Consider the following 20,580-nt stretch of genomic DNA (forward strand, 5'->3'; position numbering starts at 1 on the left):
CTTCATCAACCGAGCTTATTGTTTGCTGCCAGAGCACTTTGCCTAATATGTTGTTTTTGCTCGGGAACCCCGAGAAACGGTGCTCCACAGTGGAGCACCACATAAGCAAATTAGTTACTGCCTGCGCATTTCTTGGTCTCAATGTTGAATGCACCACAGGAGAATGGTTTAGACCAGCTTGAGAAAAGCTTTGCGGATTCAGGTAAGTATTTCGACCACGCATCACCAGCAACTAAGCCTGTGGTTTCCCATACGATCTCGAACTGACCATCGCCTTGGATCTCACCAATCAACACCGGTTTAGTGATGTGGTGATTTGGCATCATGGTTGAGTAGCCGCCAGACAAGTTGGGGACCGAAACACCGATCAGAGCATCTTGTACGGCTTCCGCATCTGTTGTACCCGCAACGGTAACCGCTTGCGCCCACATATTGAAACCAATGTAGTGCGCTTCCATCGGATCATTTGTTACGCGTCCTTCACTCTTGATAAACTTGTGCCAAGCCTCAACAAACTCTCCATTCGCTTCGGTGTCGACACTCATAAAATAGTTCCATGCCGCTAAGTGACCCACCAACGGCTCAGTGTCCATGCCTGACAGTTCTTCTTCACCCACTGAGAAAGCGATAACAGGGATGTCCTCTGATGAGATACCTTGCGCACCAAGTTCTTTGTAGAAGGGAACATTTGCATCACCATTGATCGTGGACACCACTGCGGTCTGTTTACCTTCAGAACCGAACTTCTCGATATCGGAAACAATGGATTGCCAATCAGAGTGACCAAACGGCGTGTAGCTGATCATGATGTCAGCGTCGTCAACACCTTTTGATTTAAGGTATGATTTTAGGATTTTATTCGTTGTTCGTGGGTAAACATAATCGGTGCCGGCAAGCACCCAACGTTCGACTTCTAGATCATTCATCAAGTAATCGACTGCTGGGATTGCCTGCTGATTAGGGGCAGCGCCCGTGTAAAAAACGTTTTTCGATGACTCTTCACCTTCATATTGCACTGGGTAGAATAGAATACTATTGAGCTCTTCAAACACAGGTAGCATTGATTTACGCGATACCGACGTCCAACCACCAAAGACAACATCAACCTTTTCCTTTTCGATCAGTTCACGCGCCTTCTCTGCAAATAAAGGCCAATTCGACGCAGGATCGACAACAACTGCCTCAAGTTTTTTCCCTAATAAGCCGCCTTTTTTGTTCTGCTCATCCACCAGCATCAGCACAGTATCTTTTAGCGTGGTCTCACTGATCGCCATTGTGCCTGAAAGTGAGTGCAAAACACCGACCTTAATCGTGTCTTCTTCAGCGGCCGCTGCACCAATAGAAAGTGTTAGAGAGGTCGATAGTGCAGCAAGCGTTAATTTGAACGTCTTGTTCATAGTGGAAACTCCATCTTGTGAATTATTATTCAATTAGATGGGTTACAAGAAGAGTGCCAGATTAACACCAAAGTGGCACTAATCATTTATTCTCTAATTTTCAGTAGATTAAAACAAAACACCAAACTAGGTGCAGAAGCAACGCCGTACAATGAATCATGATGGTGCAATTCCAGAGCACTTGAACCAAAATGAGGATACTCATCGCCAAGTAGTTAGTCACTTAGAAGGTTAAAGTCGACGCTTCTATGAATTTCACCTAACTGCCGTCCCTCAATCGATAGCGATAAATCGCCTTTACTAACGTTAGACACTGCCCTTGCATAAAATTGCAAGTGGATTCATGTTTTCTTTCTACTTTATCAATAGTGGTAGACACCTTGTGTAGTCTTCTTGATGGCTACGGAGCCAAATTGAATTTTCAAAAACATACCAGTGAATTCAATGGAGAGACCATTACTACAAGGATGAAAGAGAAAATGACTGCACATTCAATCGGATTAATGTCGACGATATTTTAAATCGGATGCAGCGGCGATGACGATAGCAAAAATATTGCAGCGGAGATAACTCCTCCTACCGCTGTCGAAAATTCGTCCGCGTGTTTCAATTAAGATTTGTATCGTTTGGTACTGAAGTGTTCGAAGAATATTCACTGTCATTTAATGGCGCTAAACTCGGCACCTATACTGGACAACAAACCGTGTCGAGAACATTGAGCTATGAGGGTTATAATAATGTCTTAGAGATAGAAAGCGACCACAGGTGAAACGTTCACGTCCTCTGAAGAGCTTATTTCTGCAACAATTAATGGTAATCCGATTTAAAAGACAAAAGACACCCACGAATTTTGTTCTCCAGAACTGAAGTCTGTAAATTTAAAGACTTGGGGTCACTTTTGTCTAACACGAGACCGGCTATACGTGACGATGAATAATGAAAAACCATGTGTCTATTTGAAAAAATTGGCTTTATTAAGGAAAGAATATCAGCTAAAAACGGGCTTGGTTATAACGTTTCCAGTAAGGTGTTTTGTAACGAGGCATGGAACTACAATGATTAACTGATGTAGCCGATCAGATCGTAAGTTCCTGATTTAGTTCCATCGAATTACGCAACAAACCCCTCCACTATCTTTTCCTACCATTCCAGCGCATATTGGTATCTTTATCTTCATCAATCAGCTCGAAGTACGCAAAGGGGAGCGCACTGTTTTTGACCTGAACTACTCATCAAAGCCCGAATGAACCAAAAAAATACAACTATAATGATATCTAGCAATAAACAGAATGGTGTAATGATGACTACTTAAGTAAATGATCTTATACGTGCAATCATAACTAGTGACAAAATTGTCGAAGAAAAAATAAAATTAATCAATGAGGTTAGAAAAACTCGGCCTCCACTTAATGATAGATGGCTCTATCGCTTGGTCTATGGTTCCTTGGTGGCGTTACCATGGGCACAATAATTTTTTCGTTCCATACGGATGATGGCATTCCTGATGGTACTTTAGCGCTCGGCTCTGCTGCTGTTGGGGCATTAGCGGGCTTATCTCGCCACAGACAGTGGGCAATGGTGACAGTCGATAGCTAAACGAAGCCGAAAAAAAGCATGAACGCATTCGGATTGAGTGTAAACGAGCAGCAACACGTGATGTCATTCTGGTCGGGGATCACTGAAGATTACACGGTTGGCTAGGCCGATGTGACCAAATACTTCCTAACCAACAATATTTCCGGCGCTTGGTGTGGCTCATTTTTGCCAACAGTGAACGCTGGGATGCCTTACCTGAGCACCTAAATACGTTATGCCGTTTGTGTATGGATAGCCACACGATTATCGCCAACATTGGGATTGTGGCGGCGAAGCAAAACTGCCTGTTCATGGAGACAAACTTGAGTTAACCACCATTCCAGATAAAGAGTGGAAAGCGGTCGGTCAAAATGCGCGTAAGTTCTGGGATGAAATAGCAAAAACTAGCCCAAGAAACAAACGGGTGATCGATATACGCAAGCAATATACTGTCGATATGGAAAAAGCAGGCAAACCTTACCGTTATAGCTAATCAGGTATTACACCGGATCCAGTAGCTAGTGCAAAGAGGAACAACGAATGGACGCAAGATCAGTAAAGACCATTGAAGATGCCAAAGCGATCGTTGAACATCGTAACCTTTCTCATGTCAAAGTCGGCTTATTTGATAATGATGGCATCATGCGGGGTAAATACATGTCGAGAGAGAAGTTCTTCTCCTCACTTGATAAAGGCTTCGCGTTTTGTGATGTCGTTTTAGGTTGGGATAGCAAAGACCAGCTCTATGACAACGCCACCTACACGGGTTGGCATACTGGCTATCCAGATGCTCCGGTCAAAATTCTACCAGAAACCTGCCGTGACGTGCTCGACGAAAAAGGCATGCTGCTATTTATCGCCGAGTTTGAGGAACCTGCCTCTGCTATTTGTCCACGCAGCACACTTGAACGAATCATTGCAAAATATCAAAAACTAGGACTTAATCCTTTTTCTGCATTCGAATATGAGTTTTTCATTTTCAAAGAAACACCGCAATCAGTACGCGAAAAGAATTACCAAGATCTTGAGTCAATTACGCCTGATTGGTTTGGCTATTCCATGATAAGGAACTCCACCTACATCGAGTTGTATCAACAGATCTTAGATATGGGTGAAACCATGGACTTTCCGATTGAAGGGATTCACTCAGAAACAGGACCAGGCGTGATCGAGGCCGCCATTGCGGTTGATAGTGCGATGAATGCCGCCGACAAAGCCGCGCTTTTCAAAACCTATACCAAGGTGTTGATGCAAAGAAATGACATGATGGCGACCTTCATGGCGAAATGGAGCAATGACTACCCCGGACAAAGTGGCCATATTCATATTTCACTGCAGAACGACGATGCTAGCTCCGCATTTTACGATCCTAGCAAAGAGCACAATATGAGTGAAATTCAACGCCATTTTGTCGCTGGTTTACAGCGATTGATGCCAGAGTTTCTTTGCATGGTTGCACCAACCGTCAACAGCTATCGTCGCATGATTCCTGGGTTTTGGGCGCCGACCCATTCCACTTGGGCTGTAGAAAATCGCACCACATCATTACGAGTCATCCCTGGCTCGGAAAAAAGCCAGCGTGTGGAATACCGAATTGGCGCGGCCGATGGCAATCCGTATTTAGCCTTAGCGGCCGCTTTAGCTTCCGGCCTATGCGGTATTCTCAATAGATGGGAGCCAGGAGAAGCGATCGTTGGTAACGCCTACGAACAAGAGGTACCGGAAGAGCTCAAACTGCCTGCCACATTATGGGAAGCAGCTCAAATGCTAAAAGCATCCCCTTACGCGCGCGAAATGTTCGGCAATGAATTTGTTGACCACTTTGCAGCAAGTCGAGAATGGGAAGAGCGAGAGTTTCGTAAAGCCGTTACCGATTGGGAACTCAAACGCTACTTTGAAATTATCTAACGGAAAATAGGAGTTCGTGTATGGAACAGCACACCGTCTCTCCCGTTGATGGCTCCATTTGCGTATCGCGGGCGTTGTCCTCCACCGAGGAGATTCACGCAACAATTGAGCGCGCGACCCAAAGCCAAAAAAAATGGCAATCGACCTCGCTTGAGACTCGCAAATCGATTTGCAAACAAGCCATTGCAAACTTTGTGAATAACCAGCAAGTCATTAGACATGAACTCACCATGATGATGGGGCGCCCTCTGACACAGACTCAAGGAGAGATTGCAGGGGTTAAAGAACGGGCGTTATCAATGATCGAGCAAGCAGAACAAGCTCTAGCAACCATTACGTTGGCAGACAAATCTGGCTTCACGCGCTATATCAAGCGGGTACCCTTTGGTAACGTCCTTGTTATTGCCCCATGGAACTACCCTTATTTAACCGCTATCAACGCCGTCATTCCTGCCCTTTTGGCGGGTAACTGCGTTATTTTAAAACATTCTGCTCAGACACCACTTTGCTCTGAGCGATTAGTGCAAGCTTTTGAAGGCACGGGCTTACCACATGGGGTATTTCAGTTCCTGCATACTGACCATCCATCGACAGAACATATGATCCAACACCCGCTGATTGACTACGTGGCGTTTACTGGATCTGTCGCAGGCGGCGCAATGGTAGAGAAAAATGCCGCTGGGCGTTTTATTGGTGTTGGCTTGGAGCTCGGAGGTAAAGACCCGGCTTACGTGCGCGCTGATGCCGATATTGATTATGCCGTAGAAACCTTAGTCGATGGGGCTTTTTTTAATTCTGGTCAATCATGCTGTGGCATCGAGCGTATTTATCTGCATGAATCTATTCATGATCAGTTTGTCGAAAAAGCGGTTGCACTGACTAAGCAATATCGGTTAGGGAATCCAACCTCATCAGAGACCACATTAGGCCCTGTCGTTCGCACTTCTGCTGCCGATTTCGTTCGCTCACAGGTTGAAGATGCGATTTCGAAAGGTGCCGTTGCTCATATTAACGAGTCACTATTTTCAGAAAGCAAACCAGGGACCCCCTATCTTGCCCCTCAGATATTGACCAATGTTGACCACACCATGCGCTTGATGACTGAAGAGTCATTCGGCCCTGTCGTCGGTATTCAATCTGTTTCTAGCGATGAAGAAGCCATCGCACTAATGAATGACTCTCAGTTTGGCTTAACCGCTGCGATTTTTTCCAGTGACGTACCAACGGCCACGAGTCTTGGTGAGCACATTGAAACTGGCACCGTCTTCATCAACCGGTGTGATTACCTTGATCCAGAACTGGCGTGGACAGGCGTTAAAAACTCCGGGCGCGGTTGTACATTATCCACCATCGGCTTTGAAATGCTCACTCGACCTAAGTCGTTTCATATTAAGTCTCTCAACGACTAAAACAGATCAGGGATAGATACATGACACTGACCCATTGGAATTACCCTACCTCAATTAGCGTCGGCGAAGGCGCACTAGCAACATTGGCCGATCATTGCCGACGTTTACATATCCAAACTCCGTTACTGGTAACCGACCCCTTTTTAGCTGACCTCGACATTGTAAAAAGTACCGTAGCCTGTTGTGCCGAGCGCGGAATAGACATTACTATTTTTTCTGGTGTGCAAGGTAATCCAACCGACGAAAATGTCAGTAACGGTATTGACGCATATAACGCGAAAAACCACGATGGCATTATTGCCTATGGCGGGGGATCGAGCCTAGATGCCGCAAAGGCCATTGCACTCTGCGCTAAACAAACACTGCCACTGTGGAGTTTTGAAGATATTGGCGATAATTGGACCAAGGCAGACGATCGCCAAATTGCCCCGGTGATTGCCATCCCAACCACTGCAGGAACGGGCTCTGAAGTTGGTCGAGCATCAGTGATCACAGACTCTTACAACCACACGAAGAAAATCATTTTCCACCCCAAAATGATGCCTGTCCAGGTGCTACTTGATCCGCTAACTACCATCGACCTTCCTTCGCACATTACTGCTGCTACTGGAATGGACGCCCTATCCCATAGCTTAGAAGCCTTTTGCGCACCGAGCTATCATCCGATGGCCGACGGTATCGCACTTGAATCGATGCATCTTATTAAACGCTACTTGTATAAAGCGTATATCGATGGCCACGATATTGATGCCCGAACTCAATTACTGGTTGCATCATGCATGGGGGCCACCGCGTTTCAGAAAGGCTTAGGGGCGATGCATGCATTAGCACATACCCTAGGCGGGCTCTATGACAAACATCATGGCTTACTCAATGCCATTTTAATGCCCTATGTACTGCAAGCAAACCGCACACAAATTGAAGATAAAATGCTCACGCTCGCACAGCGACTTTCATTGCCATCGCCAGGGTTTGACGCGGTCTATGACTGGGTGATTGATTTGAGAAAAACCTTAGGTATTCCGCACACACTTGCTGAGATCGGCATCGGCCAAGAGGATGCGGTCAAGATTGGTGAATTAGCCTTCAATGACGCTGCGGCTGGATGTAACCCAATTCACTTTAATTCCGCTCAATACACACAACTGTTCTTGCAAGCGCAGACCGGTGACAAGACGACTTCATAACGGAGGCAACGATGAAAATTGGCGTATTAATCTGCGATGATGTCAATCCTGCACTGGAACCAGAGCACGGCAATTATCAGATGATGTTTAGCCGACTGTTACTTGCCGTCGATAACACACTCGTTCTTCAATTTTACAGGGTGAACCACAATGAATTTCCAGAAACACTCAACGAGTGTGACGCTTATATGACGACGGGAAGTAAATCCGGTGTGATGGATGAGGCCGAGTGGATTGTACGCATGGAGGTGCTCGTTCGCCAAATTCACCACGCTCAAATTCCCTTCGTCGGTATCTGTTTTGGCCATCAGATGCTAGCGAAAGCGTTGGGCGGTGTAGTCGCGAAAGCAGACGTTGGTTGGGGCGTGGGTGTCGTGATCGCTAAAGTAAACCAACCACAAACATGGATGACGCCTTACCAAGACGAATTTAATCTATTAGTCAGTCACCAAGACCAAGTACTTCGTATGCCAGAAAGAGGACAAGTGCTCGCGGGTAACGATTTCTGTCCCATATCAATGATGCAAGTAGGGCCGACATCATTGGGGATCCAAGCACATCCTGAGTTCTGTTCTGCCTATTCTAAAGCATTAATACAAATGAGAAAGGACATCATTCCTGAAGAGGTGCAAAGAAGAGGCCTCACCTCATTACAACTGCCTACCGATGGCCTACTCATTGCTAGCTGGATGCTGAATTTCATACGCTCGGTCTTATGAATCTGACGGTGGGGAGAACAATACACGCCAGCGCTCGCCCCAGGTTAAATCTGGCTGGCTTACCTCTTTAAGCATATCTTTCCATTCTGCAAAGGTGACCGTAAAAGGATTAAAGCTGTTTACAGGCTTCGAGATCCCATAACGAACCGCTTCAACTTCTTGTTCAAACGTACCGAACATGCGATCCCAGATGATCAGCACCCCCGCGTAGTTTTTATCGATATATTGACGATTCACGCCGTGGTGTACGCGATGATGAGACGGCGTGTTAAACACCCACTCTAAAGGTCCAAGAGAGCGAATCGCCTGAGTATGAACAAAGAACTGCAGCCCTAGGTTGAGTAATACCACAAACACAACCCACTTAGGATCAAAACCGATGATGACCAACGGAAGCCAGAACAACCACATCCCTGCTAATGGGTACATCAGGCTTTGACGAAATGCCGTGCTGAAATTCATGCGCTCTGAACTGTGGTGCACCACATGCGCTGCCCACATCCAACGGATACGATGGCTTGCGCGATGAAACCAGTAATAAAAGAAATCTTGCAAAACCATGAGTAATAAAAAGGTAGATACGGTCATCTCGATATCAAACAAGCGCCAATCAAACCACCATAAATACAGTTTGGCGATCAGCAAGCCTGTCAAAATATCTGTCGCTTGATGAAGCCCTGCAAGCACAAAGTTGCACACCACTTCCGGCAAGTCATATCGTGCGCTTTCAGGCAATCTTCCCGCACGTTGACCAAACCAATACTCTGCTGCAATACAGAGAAAGAAGATTGGTGCGAGCAACATCAGCAAAAAGTCAGGGTGTTCCGTAATTTGTGACCATTCCATCGTCTCTTCCTACCATTTCGCGTAGTGATCTTCGGTGAGTCCCATCACCTCATCGAGCTCGTGCTTCGTGCCATTGCCATCAATTAAGTGACCAGAAAAGTGGCCGACAAACTGACGGAAATTACTCTTCAAAAACCAAAAGTTCTTTTTCTCTGATCGTTGGTTCTTAGGCGTGAACACCAAATCGATGCGCTTGTCTTGTGACGTGATTCGCCATAACTCTTCTGGATGAACGCGAGAAAACTCAAACTGCACTGGCGGCATTAAATGACGTTCATCATCCACCCAGATGACGTTTTCACAAAAGCCCGTTTCGTTCACGCCCGCAGCAAGGTTCAAACCAAACTTTTTATTCTCACTACGATGATTAATACTCGCCCATCGCCAACTGGTTTCTCTTCGCATGTAACCTGCCGAGAAGTCATACCCCGCAACGGCATTGGTTAAATCTTGCTGCTGCCCTTTCACATTCAGCTCACCTTGTATGTTGAGCGTGTTGTGTTTTTGAGTGTAGGTCCAGCCCGAGTATGCCGTTGGTGTACAAAGCATCAGAGGTAAGCTTTCTGGTAAAGACTGTAGTATCAAATTAGCTTGAATGAGATGCGTAGAGAGTTGCACATGCCACTGCCCGCTTTCAATATTGAATCGGATTGTGTCATTAGCTAGGTGCGCTTGGCTGTTCCAGCTAGAGGGCTGAGTTTGATAACCGACATTGAGCGGTTTTAACCATTGCTGCTCGACGAGTTCGTGCGTTTCTGTATCGAACACATAACAGAAACCAGAAGCCAAGTAGCGTATGTCCGCTATCGCCACCCCAATGATGTATTGAGGCGTTACAATGGAGACAAACTGAAACTGTTTATAATCGAAATATTTTCGCCAACGGGAAGCCGGTTTATCCATTTCATTAAGATATTGGAAAGTATCCAACTGAAGTGATTCTGGTATCGCTTCTAGGTGACCAAATTGAGGTAAGCCGTTAGCGTGAATAAAGTGTTTCAAAGGAGTCTGCACATCCATGCTCGTTATTAATCAATGACACACTATTCAATGTTAACATTAATTTAACAGAAAACTTTTTGCGCCACTGCACAACAATGGTTCACCGGCTTGACTAAAATGAACAAAAATGTGAAACCAATCACCTATATTCACGCCATTAAATGATGTATTAGAGCTTTCACTTGGGTTCAAAACGCGCGTCCAAGAAGATTAATTAGATACGGCCTGCGTTAGAAAACGGCACCTTTCTATTCTACCAACTCTGTGACAATCTCAGTTTTAACCGAATTAGCAATAAAACAGTTTTCGTGCGCCATATTGTGCATCTTCTCTATTAACTGGCGATCAGCTCAAAGTACTCGGCTTTTAAGACGTTCATACCGCGAATAGTGCCCACATGATGGCCAATTCTCTTAAATCTGGCGCAACAGATGCTGCAATCGTTGGGCTATCGACACTGAACTCGATTTAATTGCCGCGCATATCGCTATTGAAGAAAACCAGTACGTAGCGGCATTCAAGGGGTTAAGTGACTTGTATCGACGCAAGCCATTTACGCATTTTTATGCTCAGTTTCACCTCGCCTGGCTGTTGCACGAAATGAACTTTGAAACAGAATTCTCTCAAGCAATAACTTGGTATTTTGAAGGCTTAAGCTCTGACTCTAGTGACACTATTTTATCGAGCAAGATAACCTTAGGACGCGCATTAGAACAGAAAAAATAGTGAGCGCAAAAGTTGATGGAAGAACAATACAAAAAGAGAAAGGGGATTTTACCCTTTCTCTTTATTGGCTTACCTGTCTAACAACCGATTTACCCAGGTTATCTCCCCATATGCAATCAGATCAAATATAGTGAAAAAAATCACACAAATAACAATCAACTTGATTAAACGTTGAATAATAAGCATCTCGTACCCTAAATTTTTCTGTCCGCTTCCAACTTCAATTCTATTCGAAGAAGGCAACTTTCAGCATTTTAAACTAAGTCATTGTTATCAATTCAATACATAATTTTCAATTATTGTATTCATCAATCTCCAATAATCTATGGCATGAAGCTATACCCGTTCAACTTGAAGATATAGGCTTCAGAGCGTTGTCACTGATTCCCTGTTTACCGAAAGTAAGCAAGGAAAACAACGCAGCGTAATAACAAGCGCTTTCCAAGTCATTCTCGCTGACCCTAGCCCCTTGAAGTGGTTTGAGTATATATTGATAAAATAGAGAACAATATTCGGGCTAAGACACTCGTTCGTAACATCGCAAGCTTGTCACGAGAACTCGGCATGACCATTGTTGCTGAAGGCGTAGAAACACCAAACCAGGCGCGAAACTCAAAGCGTGGAAGATTGATGAGTGGCATAGGCTTCTACTTCTATAAGCCTATGCCACTTAAAGGTGTGTTCGAGCCGTTTTCAACTCGTTAGAGAAATAATCAGAGCATCATCAGAGAGAGTCATTAGAGCGTGTCGATAGGCGCTCATTCCTTTGGGTTAGGATATTTAATTCCCAGAGTCGCAAATGTCGTATCTATACTCAAAATAGTATTTTCAAAAAGTCCCGGTGATCACACAAGGAGGACTGTATGAAACGAATATGGATATGGCTTTTACCGCTCATATTTTTTACAGGTCAAGCGCTAGCAAGCACCATTTGGGTCATACCGATAAAAGGTGCCATTGGGCCTGCGACTAGCGACTACCTATCGCGTGAAATTGAGCAAGCTCAAGTCAATGGCGTTAGCTTAATCATACTGAAAATGGATACGCCAGGGGGACTGGACAGTGCCATGCGCGATATTATTCACGCCATCACGACGTCTTCTGTGCCTGTCGCTACTTGGGTCGGACCATCCGGGTCACGTGCCGCTAGCGCCGGTACCTATATCTTACTGGCTAGCCACATAGCGGCAATGGCTGAAGCGACAAACCTTGGTGCTGCAACTCCAGTCTCGCTCGGTGGTGCCCCTAAACCGCCTTCCACTACTGACGAAGAGGAACCATCAAAAACCAAAGAGTCGGACTCTGATTCGAGCCCCTCTTCAGACCAAGTTCCAGCCAAAACCGCCATGGAAAAGAAAGTCATCAACGATGCCAAAGCGTACATCAAAGGCTTGGCTCGTCTTCATGGAAGAAATGCAGAGTGGGCAGAGAAAGCCGTCAGTGAAGCGGCGAGTTTAGATGCCACAGAAGCCCTTGAGCTCAATGTCATCGACTATATTGTGAATTCTCCTGAAGGACTGGTGATGACCATTGATGGTCAGTCAGTAAAGGTGAATAACCAAGAGGTGACATTGTCACTAAAAAATCCCATTTGGGTTGAGAGGGTGCCAGATTGGCGTGCCGAAATGTTAGCGGTGATCACCAACCCTAACGTTGCTTATATTTTAATGCTCATCGGTATTTATGGCCTATTATTAGAATTCTATAATCCTGGTATCGGATTACCTGGTGTGCTTGGCGGGATCTGCTTACTTCTTGCCATGTATGCCCTACAAATGATGCCTGTCAATTATGTTGGCCTCGGTCTTGTGCTATTAGGCATCGCTCTTATGATTGCAGAAGCGTTTAACCCAAGTTTCGGCATACTGGGGCTTGGTGGCGTTGTCGCTTTTGTTCTCGGCTCAATCTTCCTAATGGACAGTGAATTACCCGGTTTCCAAGTCGCCCTACCATTGATATTTGGGATCGCGATATTCTCAGTCGCACTGATCCTGATCACCGTTGGCCTATTGCTACGAATACGGCGCAGAAAAGCCACAACCGGTCTGGAAACCTACCCGGGTAAAAGTGCCATCGTCAGTGATGATTTTATTGATGGCACTGGGCGTGTGCAATTAGATGGCGCGTTCTGGCAGGCAAAAGCAGAAGAACCGTTAAAACGAGGTGACCAAGTTACCATTCTTAAAGTGAAAGGGCTGACTCTAACGGTAAAGCCCAGTGACCGCCCGAAAGGATAGGAGGCGCTTATGATGCTCTACACTGCTGCCGTAGTTCTGGTTTTATTGTTTGCATTGGCAACGCAAATGTTCAAGGTGCTGCGTGAATACGAGCGTGGCGTGGTATTTTTCCTTGGGCGCTTTCAAGAGGTGAAAGGCCCTGGCCTGATTATCTTGATCCCGTTCATCCAACAAATGGTGCGAGTCGATTTGCGAACGATTGTCTTAGATGTTCCGACCCAAGATTTGATCACTCGTGATAACGTTTCTGTTCGTGTAAACGCGGTGGTTTATTTTAGAGTGGTCAACCCTGAAATGGCCATCAACAACATCGAAAGTTACAGTGATGCAACCAGTCAACTCGCGCAAACCACGTTGCGTTCCGTGTTAGGTCAACATGAACTCGATGAACTTTTGGCGGAGCGAGAGCGCCTTAATAAAGACTTGCAATCAATACTCGACCAACAAACCGATGATTGGGGCATCAAAATTGCCACTGTTGAAGTAAAACATGTCGATCTTAATGAAAGCATGGTTCGTGCCCTCGCCCGCCAAGCAGAAGCGGAACGTAACCGTCGCGCAAAAATCATCCACGCAACGGGTGAGTTAGAAGCTTCCAGTAAATTGAAAGAAGCGGCAGAAATGCTCAATGAAGCGCCTAACGCCCTGCAATTACGCTACATGCAGACGCTAACGGAGATAACCACCGACAAAACCTCCACGATTATTTTCCCAATGCCTATTAATTTGGTAGAGGCGGTGACCGATATTGCTAAGGCAGTAAAAGAGAATCAGCAAACGAAGCAGGATTAATCGTTACATCATGAGGAGTCGCGCAATACCGCTACTCCTTTTTCTGCCAACAGTTCATTTAGCCAGCACGTATTTTTTCTGTCTCACTACTTCCCTTGCCTCACCTTGCCATTTTCAACAAAACGTTGAAGGTGATTAAAAAAGCACGCACTATCAATAGGCAAGTCATCGCACTAGGTAGCCTCCTGCACACACTGGCGCGCCTAGGTATCGACTCTACAGCAATGAAAGGTGTGACTTAGCACTGATTGCGAAGAATTCAAAGCAGAGTTAGACGGTCACGTATGTGAAGTGGAACTGGCTATCGGCTACCACTAAGACGGCGAAGAGTACAACCACGGTCTACCAAAAGGGCGTCTACACATGGATGACATAATGACCACTCTTTAATGAGTATCGTCTCCTAGCCTCGCTATCTGAACCATTGTTCAAATTAAAAGAGCCGCACCTTTTAGTTCTCAATCTAAGGGGTACGGCTCATTTTGTTTTTTGGAGAGGGGCAAACAAACGTTTTGAGACAAGAAACAGCTAAGCTAGGCCACTTGCTTGGACTTAAAGTTACCAAGCAGCGCGTCGTACAGCTCGTTGTCGCTCAGCACGCCCACCAGCTTGTTCTCTTCCACCAGCAAGATAGGTTGATTACTGCGTAGCTTCAGTTCAATCGCCTCGCGCATGCTGATGTCTGGATTGGCTTGAACGACCGAACTTTCGCCAATGTCATCAAGCGTGGTGGAATCACTCTCCCAATTCACCAATGACTTATCGGAATCCACCAGTGTTAAACCTTTCGGTTCTTGTTCAACCCAAATCTGCTTATCAGCACACACCAATACGCGGTCATTTTGTTGCTCAAGCTCGGTGCTGGCTTGCATCAGTGAACGACCTTTCAATACGTTGAGCGGATTAGTGTGAGCCACAAAGTCCGCCACATAATCGTTTTCTGGCGCAAGAATGATTTGCTCAGGCTTGCCGTGTTGAATCAGTTTTCCCGATTCCATAATGGCAATGTTGTTACCGATTTTCAGCGCTTCATCTAGGTCGTGGCTCACAAACAAAATCGTTTTGTTGAGCTTCTCTTGCAGTTGAATCAGTTCATCTTGAAGCTGAGCGCGTATCAAAGGATCGAGCGCGGAAAACGGCTCATCCATCAACAAGATGTCAGTATCCATAGCAAAGGCGCGAGCTAAACCAACACGCTGCTGCATACCACCCGAAAGCTCATGCGGGAACTTACTCTCCCACTCACTCAACCCAACCATGTCTAGTTGTTCACGCGCCTTTTTACGACGTTCAGCTTTGCCAATGCCCTGCATCTCGAGTCCAAACGCCACGTTGTCTAACACCGTTAACCACGGCATAAGCGCAAACTTTTGGAACACCATCGACACGCGGTGAGTACGCAAGTTACGCAGAGTCTGTTCGTCACACTTGGCAAGCTCTACCATGTCGTCGCCATCTTTGATTTTGAGCGAACCACGAGAGATCTCATTCAAACCATTGACGGCACGAAGTAAGCTAGATTTCCCCGAGCCGGACAACCCCATCAATACACAGATCTCACCTTGTTTGACGCTCATTGAGACCTTATCGACGCCAACCACTTGCCCGGTTTCATCAATGATCTCTTGGCGAGACTTGCCTTGGTCTAGTAGCGCTAGTGCTTGCTCTTGCTGATGCCCAAACACAACGTCGAGGTTTTCAATCGTAATTGCATCCATATTATGCCTCCTTTTGGTTTGGCGCTTTGCACAAACGGTCAAGAATAATCGCGACCAGAACAATTGCTAAACCCGCTTCAAAACCTTGAGAAATGTTCACCGTATTCAGTGCTCGCACGACGGGTTTACCCAACCCGTCGGCACCGACTAGCGCAGCAATCACCACCATAGAAAGCGACAACATAATACACTGGGTAACGCCCGCCATAATGCTTGGCAATGCCGCTGGCAGCTCGACTTTAAACAGCAGTTTCATGCGGCTCGCACCAAAGGCTTTACCCGCTTCAATTAACTCTTCCGGCACTTTGGTGATGCCAAGGTAAGTCAGACGAATCGGTGCGGCGATGGCAAAGATAATGGTGGAAATCAGCCCCGGTACGATACCTAAACCAAACAGAACCAGTGTTGGGATCAGATACACGAACGTTGGTACGGTCTGCATTAAATCGAGTATTGGCCGCAATAAGGTGTACAACCACGGGCGATGCGCCGCCATGATACCGAGTGGCACGCCAATTAATACGGAAATCGTTGTCGCAGCGAAGACGAGAACAAAGGTTTCCAGCATTTCTTGCCAGTAGCCGAGGTTAAGGATGGTCAGCAGCGACAACACGATAAACACCATCAATGGAATGCTGCGGTGTAAGAACCACGCAATCGCAGCAGTCAGGATGATGGGTGCTGCCGGTGGCATCCATTTGAAAATATCCACCACGAAAAGAATGATGGTTTCGAGAAAGATAGAGATAGCATCAAAGAAGCCCGACGCATTCATGGTTAACCAATCCACGCCCGTTTCCATCCATTCGCCCAACGGAAGTTTGTTGTCCGTAATAAAATTCACAATAAAACCTTTGTGTTAAAAGGCGGGCATCGCTGCCCACCTGTTCCTTAAGAGAGGAATGATTAAGCGTTTGTTTTTAGGTAAGAAGTCATCGCTTGTTTTGCGTCTTTACCGTCCAGCGTTTTCACGCCTTCTAGCCACGCTTCAAATTGTTGAGGGTTGGCATTCAACCATTCTTGCGCCGCTTTCGCTGGCTTCTGTTTTTGGTTCAGAATCGCCTCCATCAACTGGTTTTCCATCTCTAGACTGAACTCTAGATTTTTAAGCAGTTGACCCACGTTTTGACACTCAGATAGGTAGTCTTGGCGTACGTTGGTATAGACATTCGCACCACCGTAATTAGGACCAAAGTAGTCGTCACCGCCCGATAGATATTCCATCTCAACGTTGCTGTTCATTGGGTGCGGTGCCCAACCTAGATAAACGATCCACTGGTTACGGCGCACTGCGCGAGACACCTGAGACACCATGCCCGCTTCGCTTGATTCCACTAGGCTGAAGTCTTTCAAGCCGAATGCATCGCTGTCGATCATATTTTGAATCAAACGGTTACCATCGTTACCCGGCTCAATGCCGTAGATGCGGTCTTTAAATTTGTCGGCATGCTTTGCCAAATCAGCAAAGCTTTTCACGCCTGCGTCATAGACGTACTTTGGCACTGCTAGTGTGTATTTCGCACCTTCAAGGTTTGCGCGAACGGTTTCCACTGTGCCAGCTTCACGGTATTTGGCGATATCGCCTTCCATGGTTGGCATCCAGTTACCTAGGAATACGTCAATGTCACCGTTTGCCATTGAAGAGTACGTCACAGGTACAGACAGAAGATCGGTCTTGGTTTTGTAGCCCAAGCCTTTTAGCAGTTCGGAGGTCACAGCAGTGGTTGCGGTAATATCCGTCCAGCCTACATCGGCAAATCGAACGGTTTCACATTGGTTAGCGTAAGCACCTGTCGCCACTGCACTCAGTGCGATAGATGAAAAGATTTTTGTCATCGTAGACATGTTTAAATTCCTTGTAATGATTGCTGACTTTATGAGATTGAGCTTAAGTCTCTTTTCGGCGGACGCATTCTTTGCGTCTCTTGCCAGTTCGGAGCAATCCAAACCGGTGTATTATTCGATTCTTCGAGCGTATTACCCAAGATCATGTCCGCGGCACGCTCTGCCACCATGATGGTTGGTGCGTTTAAGTTGCCATTGGGAATGGTTGGGAAGATGGATGAATCCACAACGCGCAAACCTTCAATGCCGCGCACTTGGCAAGTTTCATCCAGCACTGCCATTGGGTCATCATCTGCGCCCATTTTGCAGCTACACGATGGGTGATAAGCACTTTCCACATTTTGCTTCACCCACTCATCAATCGCTTCATCGCTAGAGATGTGAAGACCGGGTTGGATCTCTTCACCGCGGAACGCATCCATTGCAGGTTGATTGAGGATTTCACGCGTAAGACGAATACAGTCTCGCCAATCCTGCTTATCTTGTTCGGTCGAGATGTAGTTGAACTCGATTTTTGGCTTGTCATTTGGGTTAGCAGAAACCACTTCGACACTGCCGCGACTCTCAGGTTTGTTTGGACCAACATGCACTTGGAAGCCGTGACCATCAAACGCAGCACGACCGTCATAACGCATTGCCGCAGGCAGGAAGTGATATTGAATGTTTGGCGACTTCAAACCTTCACGAGAACGGATGAACGCACACGATTCAAAGTGGTTGGTCGCGCCCAAACCCTTGCGGGTCAGAATCCACTCGGTACCAATCAAACCTTTGCTGATCAAACCTAACTTGCTGTTGAGAGTGATCGGCTGTTTGCAGTGATACTGGAAGTACACTTCAAGGTGGTCTTGCAGGTTCTTACCCACGCCTTCGAGCGCGTGATTCACTTCAATGCCCGCTTTCTCAAGTACAGACTGTGGACCAATACCCGAAAGTTGAAGTAACTGTACCGAGCCAATAGAACCTGCGCTCGATACCACTTCTTTATTGACGAAACATTGTTTAATTTTGCCAGATTGCTCGAACTCAATACCGACCGCTTTTTTACCCTCAAGTAAAATTCGATGAGCGGTCACGCCTTTCATCAAAGTGAAGTTGCTGCGTTTTTTCGCACGGCTTAAGTAAGCGTTAGAGGTAGAAGCACGCACGCCTTTGTCTACCGTCATGTGCATAGGACCGAAGCCCTCTTGCTGATAGCCGTTGTAGTCTTGCGTTTCTGGGTAGCCTGCATCTTTACCTGCTTCTATAAAAGCTTGGTAAAGCGGGTTCAGCTTCATGTCGTTACCATTGCACGTCCCTACAGGACCGCTGTCACCACGGTAATCGTCAGCACCGCCCGTCCAAGTTTCCGCTTTACGGAAATACGGCAGACACGCTTGGTAGTTCCAGCCTTTCGCGCCTTCTTCTTCCCATTCGTCAAAGTCACAAGCATGACCACGAACATAAACCATGCCGTTGATCGACGAGCTGCCGCCTAACACTTTGCCGCGTGGGCAATGCAGTTGACGTCCATCTAACCCATCTTCAGCAACAGTTTCGAACTGCCATGCGTACTTTTCGCTGTTCATTGGGTAAGACAGCGCCGTTGGCATCTGGATGAAGATGCTCTTGTCTGAGCCACCCGCTTCCAACAGCAAGACTTGATGCTGACCGCTTTCACTCAGGCGATCGGCCAAGACACAGCCTGCCGAGCCCGCACCGACGATGATGTAATCGTAGTGTTGTTGCATTACAAATCCTCCTGACTGGTTACGCGTAAGGGCTGTCGAAATCACCCAAATGCACTAACACGCTCTTAGTTTGGGTGTAATGCTTAAGGGTCTCGACGCCGTTTTCACGTCCAATGCCAGACAATTTGTAACCACCAACTGGCATTTCAGCTGGGGAATCACCCCACGTGTTAATCCAACAAATGCCTGCTTGGATTTGGTGAATAACACGGTGTGCACGAGACAGATTTTGCGTAAACACGCCTGCTGCAAGCCCGTAATCGGTGTTGTTGGCACGAGCAATCACTTCGTCCTCGTCACTGAACTTCAACACTGACATCACGGGACCGAAGATTTCTTGCTGCACATGCGGCATGTCGTCTTGGCAATCAATGAAAACCGTTGGCACAACAAAATTACCGCTCGCCAAGCCGTTTTCTGTGACTTTATAGCCGCCAGTCAGCAACGTTGCATTGCTTGCTTTCGCTTGTTCAATGGCGGAAAGGACTTTTGATTCGTGCTCTTTGGAAATTAGTGCGCCGATTTGAGTTTGTTCATCAAGCGGATCGCCAACCACCAGCAGCTCAGTACGCTTCTTAAGTTGAGCGACAAACTCATCATAAATAGCTTCATGAACGAACACGCGAGTACCGTGCGTACAAACCTCACCTTGGGTATAGAAGTTTGCGACCATTGCAGCAGAAACCGCGTCGTCTAGCTTGGCATCATCAAAAATGATCATTGGCGATTTACCGCCAAGTTCCATAGTGACTTGCTTTAGCGTCGCAGCGCTGTCACCCATCACAACTTTGCCAGTTCCGGATTCACCCGTGAAGGAGACTTTAACGATGTCTGGATGTGCAGTGAGCATTTGCCCTACTCGGTAGTCACCTTGAATAACGTTGAACACGCCATCAGGCAATCCAGCTTCGCTGTAGATTTCTGCCAATTTGAGTGCGGTTAACGGGGTTTCTTCTGATGGCTTAAAGATCATCGCATTACCCGCAGCCAGCGCAGGGGCAGATTTCCACATCGCGATTTGAATTGGGTAGTTCCACGCGCCAATACCCGCACAAATGCCCAGAGGCTCGCGGCGAGTATAGAAAAACTGCGATTCATTCAGCGGTTGCTGTTCACCATGCATGCTAGGCGCAAGACCTGCGTAGTATTCGATCACATCTGCGCCCGTTGCAATGTCTACGCAATTCGCTTCTTGAATCGGCTTGCCCGTATCCGCAACTTCTAGTGCCGCCAGTTCGTCATTTCTTTCACGAAGTAGCGCCACCGCTTTAAGCAGGATGCGACTGCGCTCTGTCGCCGTCATGGCTGACCAAATTGCAAAACCGCGCTTGGCAGATTCAATTGCCGCTTCCATATCTTGCTGGTTAGCCTGCTTCACATTCGCAATCGGCTCACCATTGGCGGGATTGTATGTGGTGAAGTGTTCTTCTGAGCATCCTAGGTGCGTGGCACCATCGATGTAGTGTGCTTTCATATCCATTTTCAGGTT

At 46.6% G+C, this 20,580-nt stretch carries 16 protein-coding genes and 3 pseudogenes; 10 read left to right on the forward strand and 9 right to left on the reverse strand.

The window, feature by feature from the left end:
- Window positions 1–110: 110 nt before the first annotated feature.
- A complete protein-coding gene (urtA, locus tag AK965_RS07145; protein ID WP_099078979.1) occupies window positions 111–1,397 on the reverse strand; it encodes an urea ABC transporter substrate-binding protein in 1,287 nt (428 codons plus the stop codon).
- 1,458 nt (window positions 1,398–2,855) lie between these two features.
- Between urtA and AK965_RS20420 the strand changes: the two genes are divergently transcribed.
- The 5 genes from AK965_RS20420 (at window position 2,856) to AK965_RS07175 (ending at window position 8,195) form a co-directional block, all read left to right on the forward strand.
- Window positions 2,856–2,993 carry a hypothetical protein gene (locus AK965_RS20420; protein WP_172438100.1) on the forward strand — a complete coding sequence of 46 codons (138 nt, stop codon included), beginning with the start codon at window positions 2,856–2,858 and terminating at the stop codon, window positions 2,991–2,993.
- A gap of 519 nt (window positions 2,994–3,512) precedes the next feature.
- Window positions 3,513–4,880, forward strand: a complete 1,368-nt coding sequence (locus AK965_RS07160; RefSeq protein WP_099078981.1) for a glutamine synthetase family protein — start codon at window positions 3,513–3,515, stop codon at window positions 4,878–4,880.
- A 20-nt stretch (window positions 4,881–4,900) separates the two neighbouring features.
- Window positions 4,901–6,289 (forward strand): aldehyde dehydrogenase family protein, encoded by a 1,389-nt coding sequence (locus AK965_RS07165; protein ID WP_099078982.1) that lies wholly within the window; start codon window positions 4,901–4,903, stop codon window positions 6,287–6,289.
- A gap of 20 nt (window positions 6,290–6,309) precedes the next feature.
- Window positions 6,310–7,476, forward strand: a complete 1,167-nt coding sequence (locus tag AK965_RS07170; protein WP_099078983.1) for an iron-containing alcohol dehydrogenase — start codon at window positions 6,310–6,312, stop codon at window positions 7,474–7,476.
- Between the two features lie 11 nt (window positions 7,477–7,487).
- Window positions 7,488–8,195, forward strand: coding sequence for a GMP synthase (locus tag AK965_RS07175; RefSeq protein ID WP_099078984.1), 708 nt, complete (start codon window positions 7,488–7,490; stop codon window positions 8,193–8,195).
- Here the strand turns inward: AK965_RS07175 and AK965_RS07180 are convergent.
- From AK965_RS07180 to AK965_RS20645, 3 genes and pseudogenes are all read right to left on the reverse strand, one after another.
- Complete coding sequence (locus AK965_RS07180) at window positions 8,190–9,041, reverse strand: sterol desaturase family protein (RefSeq protein ID WP_099078985.1); 852 nt, start codon at window positions 9,039–9,041, stop codon at window positions 8,190–8,192. The genes AK965_RS07175 and AK965_RS07180 overlap by 6 nt on opposite strands.
- Window positions 9,042–9,050: 9 nt before the next feature.
- Window positions 9,051–10,061 (reverse strand): DUF2804 domain-containing protein, encoded by a 1,011-nt coding sequence (locus tag AK965_RS07185; RefSeq protein WP_099078986.1) that lies wholly within the window; start codon window positions 10,059–10,061, stop codon window positions 9,051–9,053.
- Window positions 10,062–10,291: 230 nt separating this feature from the next.
- A pseudogene (locus AK965_RS20645) lies at window positions 10,292–10,384 on the reverse strand (OsmC family peroxiredoxin); the annotation flags it as partial.
- A 118-nt stretch (window positions 10,385–10,502) separates the two neighbouring features.
- Here AK965_RS20645 and AK965_RS20905 point away from each other — a divergent pair.
- From AK965_RS20905 to AK965_RS20650, 5 genes and pseudogenes are all read left to right on the forward strand, one after another.
- Window positions 10,503–10,766 (forward strand): annotated as a pseudogene (locus AK965_RS20905) (response regulator); the annotation flags it as partial.
- 501 nt (window positions 10,767–11,267) lie between these two features.
- On the forward strand, window positions 11,268–11,474 hold the full coding sequence (locus AK965_RS07195; RefSeq protein WP_367379304.1) for an EAL domain-containing protein: 207 nt from the start codon (window positions 11,268–11,270) through the stop codon (window positions 11,472–11,474).
- 158 nt (window positions 11,475–11,632) lie between these two features.
- The gene (locus AK965_RS07200; protein ID WP_099078987.1) at window positions 11,633–13,006 is read left to right on the forward strand and encodes a nodulation protein NfeD; all 1,374 of its coding nucleotides are present in this window, start codon (window positions 11,633–11,635) and stop codon (window positions 13,004–13,006) included.
- Between the two features lie 9 nt (window positions 13,007–13,015).
- Window positions 13,016–13,798, forward strand: coding sequence for a slipin family protein (locus AK965_RS07205; RefSeq protein ID WP_099078988.1), 783 nt, complete (start codon window positions 13,016–13,018; stop codon window positions 13,796–13,798).
- A gap of 167 nt (window positions 13,799–13,965) precedes the next feature.
- A pseudogene (locus AK965_RS20650) lies at window positions 13,966–14,188 on the forward strand (NAD(P)H-dependent oxidoreductase); the annotation flags it as partial.
- Between the two features lie 143 nt (window positions 14,189–14,331).
- On the opposite strand, the gene choV reads toward AK965_RS20650, so the two are convergent.
- The 5 genes from choV to betB all read right to left on the reverse strand — a co-directional run bounded on the left by choV (window position 14,332) and on the right by betB (window position 20,571).
- Window positions 14,332–15,516, reverse strand: a complete 1,185-nt coding sequence (choV, locus tag AK965_RS07215; protein ID WP_099078989.1) for a choline ABC transporter ATP-binding protein — start codon at window positions 15,514–15,516, stop codon at window positions 14,332–14,334.
- 1 nt (window position 15,517) lies between these two features.
- Window positions 15,518–16,360 carry a choline ABC transporter permease subunit gene (choW, locus tag AK965_RS07220; RefSeq protein ID WP_099078990.1) on the reverse strand — a complete coding sequence of 281 codons (843 nt, stop codon included), beginning with the start codon at window positions 16,358–16,360 and terminating at the stop codon, window positions 15,518–15,520.
- A gap of 62 nt (window positions 16,361–16,422) precedes the next feature.
- The gene (locus AK965_RS07225) at window positions 16,423–17,361 is read right to left on the reverse strand and encodes a choline ABC transporter substrate-binding protein (RefSeq protein WP_099078991.1); all 939 of its coding nucleotides are present in this window, start codon (window positions 17,359–17,361) and stop codon (window positions 16,423–16,425) included.
- A 29-nt stretch (window positions 17,362–17,390) separates the two neighbouring features.
- Window positions 17,391–19,091 (reverse strand): choline dehydrogenase, encoded by a 1,701-nt coding sequence (gene betA / locus AK965_RS07230; RefSeq protein ID WP_099078992.1) that lies wholly within the window; start codon window positions 19,089–19,091, stop codon window positions 17,391–17,393.
- Window positions 19,092–19,110: 19 nt separating this feature from the next.
- Window positions 19,111–20,571, reverse strand: a complete 1,461-nt coding sequence (gene betB, locus AK965_RS07235) for a betaine-aldehyde dehydrogenase (protein WP_099078993.1) — start codon at window positions 20,569–20,571, stop codon at window positions 19,111–19,113.
- Window positions 20,572–20,580 lie beyond the last annotated feature (9 nt).

Origin of the sequence: Vibrio sp. PID17_43 (assembly GCF_002608565.1) — a bacterium.
GTDB lineage: Bacteria > Pseudomonadota > Gammaproteobacteria > Enterobacterales > Vibrionaceae > Vibrio.

What these genes read in the sequence shown, in the direction of transcription:
- AK965_RS07165 (WP_099078982.1), top strand. Translation starts at nt 4,901, where the DNA reads ATGGAACAGCACACCGTCTCTCCCGTTGATGGCTCCATTTGCGTATCG.
- betB (WP_099078993.1), bottom strand. Translation starts at nt 20,571, where the DNA reads ATGGATATGAAAGCACACTACATCGATGGTGCCACGCACCTAGGATGC.
- AK965_RS07160 (WP_099078981.1), top strand. Translation starts at nt 3,513, where the DNA reads ATGGACGCAAGATCAGTAAAGACCATTGAAGATGCCAAAGCGATCGTT.
- AK965_RS07185 (WP_099078986.1), bottom strand. Translation starts at nt 10,061, where the DNA reads ATGGATGTGCAGACTCCTTTGAAACACTTTATTCACGCTAACGGCTTA.
- betA (WP_099078992.1), bottom strand. Translation starts at nt 19,091, where the DNA reads ATGCAACAACACTACGATTACATCATCGTCGGTGCGGGCTCGGCAGGC.
- AK965_RS20420 (WP_172438100.1), top strand. Translation starts at nt 2,856, where the DNA reads ATGGGCACAATAATTTTTTCGTTCCATACGGATGATGGCATTCCTGAT.
- AK965_RS07175 (WP_099078984.1), top strand. Translation starts at nt 7,488, where the DNA reads ATGAAAATTGGCGTATTAATCTGCGATGATGTCAATCCTGCACTGGAA.
- AK965_RS07170 (WP_099078983.1), top strand. Translation starts at nt 6,310, where the DNA reads ATGACACTGACCCATTGGAATTACCCTACCTCAATTAGCGTCGGCGAA.
- AK965_RS07180 (WP_099078985.1), bottom strand. Translation starts at nt 9,041, where the DNA reads ATGGAATGGTCACAAATTACGGAACACCCTGACTTTTTGCTGATGTTG.
- AK965_RS07225 (WP_099078991.1), bottom strand. Translation starts at nt 17,361, where the DNA reads ATGTCTACGATGACAAAAATCTTTTCATCTATCGCACTGAGTGCAGTG.
- AK965_RS07200 (WP_099078987.1), top strand. Translation starts at nt 11,633, where the DNA reads ATGAAACGAATATGGATATGGCTTTTACCGCTCATATTTTTTACAGGT.
- urtA (WP_099078979.1), bottom strand. Translation starts at nt 1,397, where the DNA reads ATGAACAAGACGTTCAAATTAACGCTTGCTGCACTATCGACCTCTCTA.
- AK965_RS07205 (WP_099078988.1), top strand. Translation starts at nt 13,016, where the DNA reads ATGATGCTCTACACTGCTGCCGTAGTTCTGGTTTTATTGTTTGCATTG.
- choV (WP_099078989.1), bottom strand. Translation starts at nt 15,516, where the DNA reads ATGGATGCAATTACGATTGAAAACCTCGACGTTGTGTTTGGGCATCAG.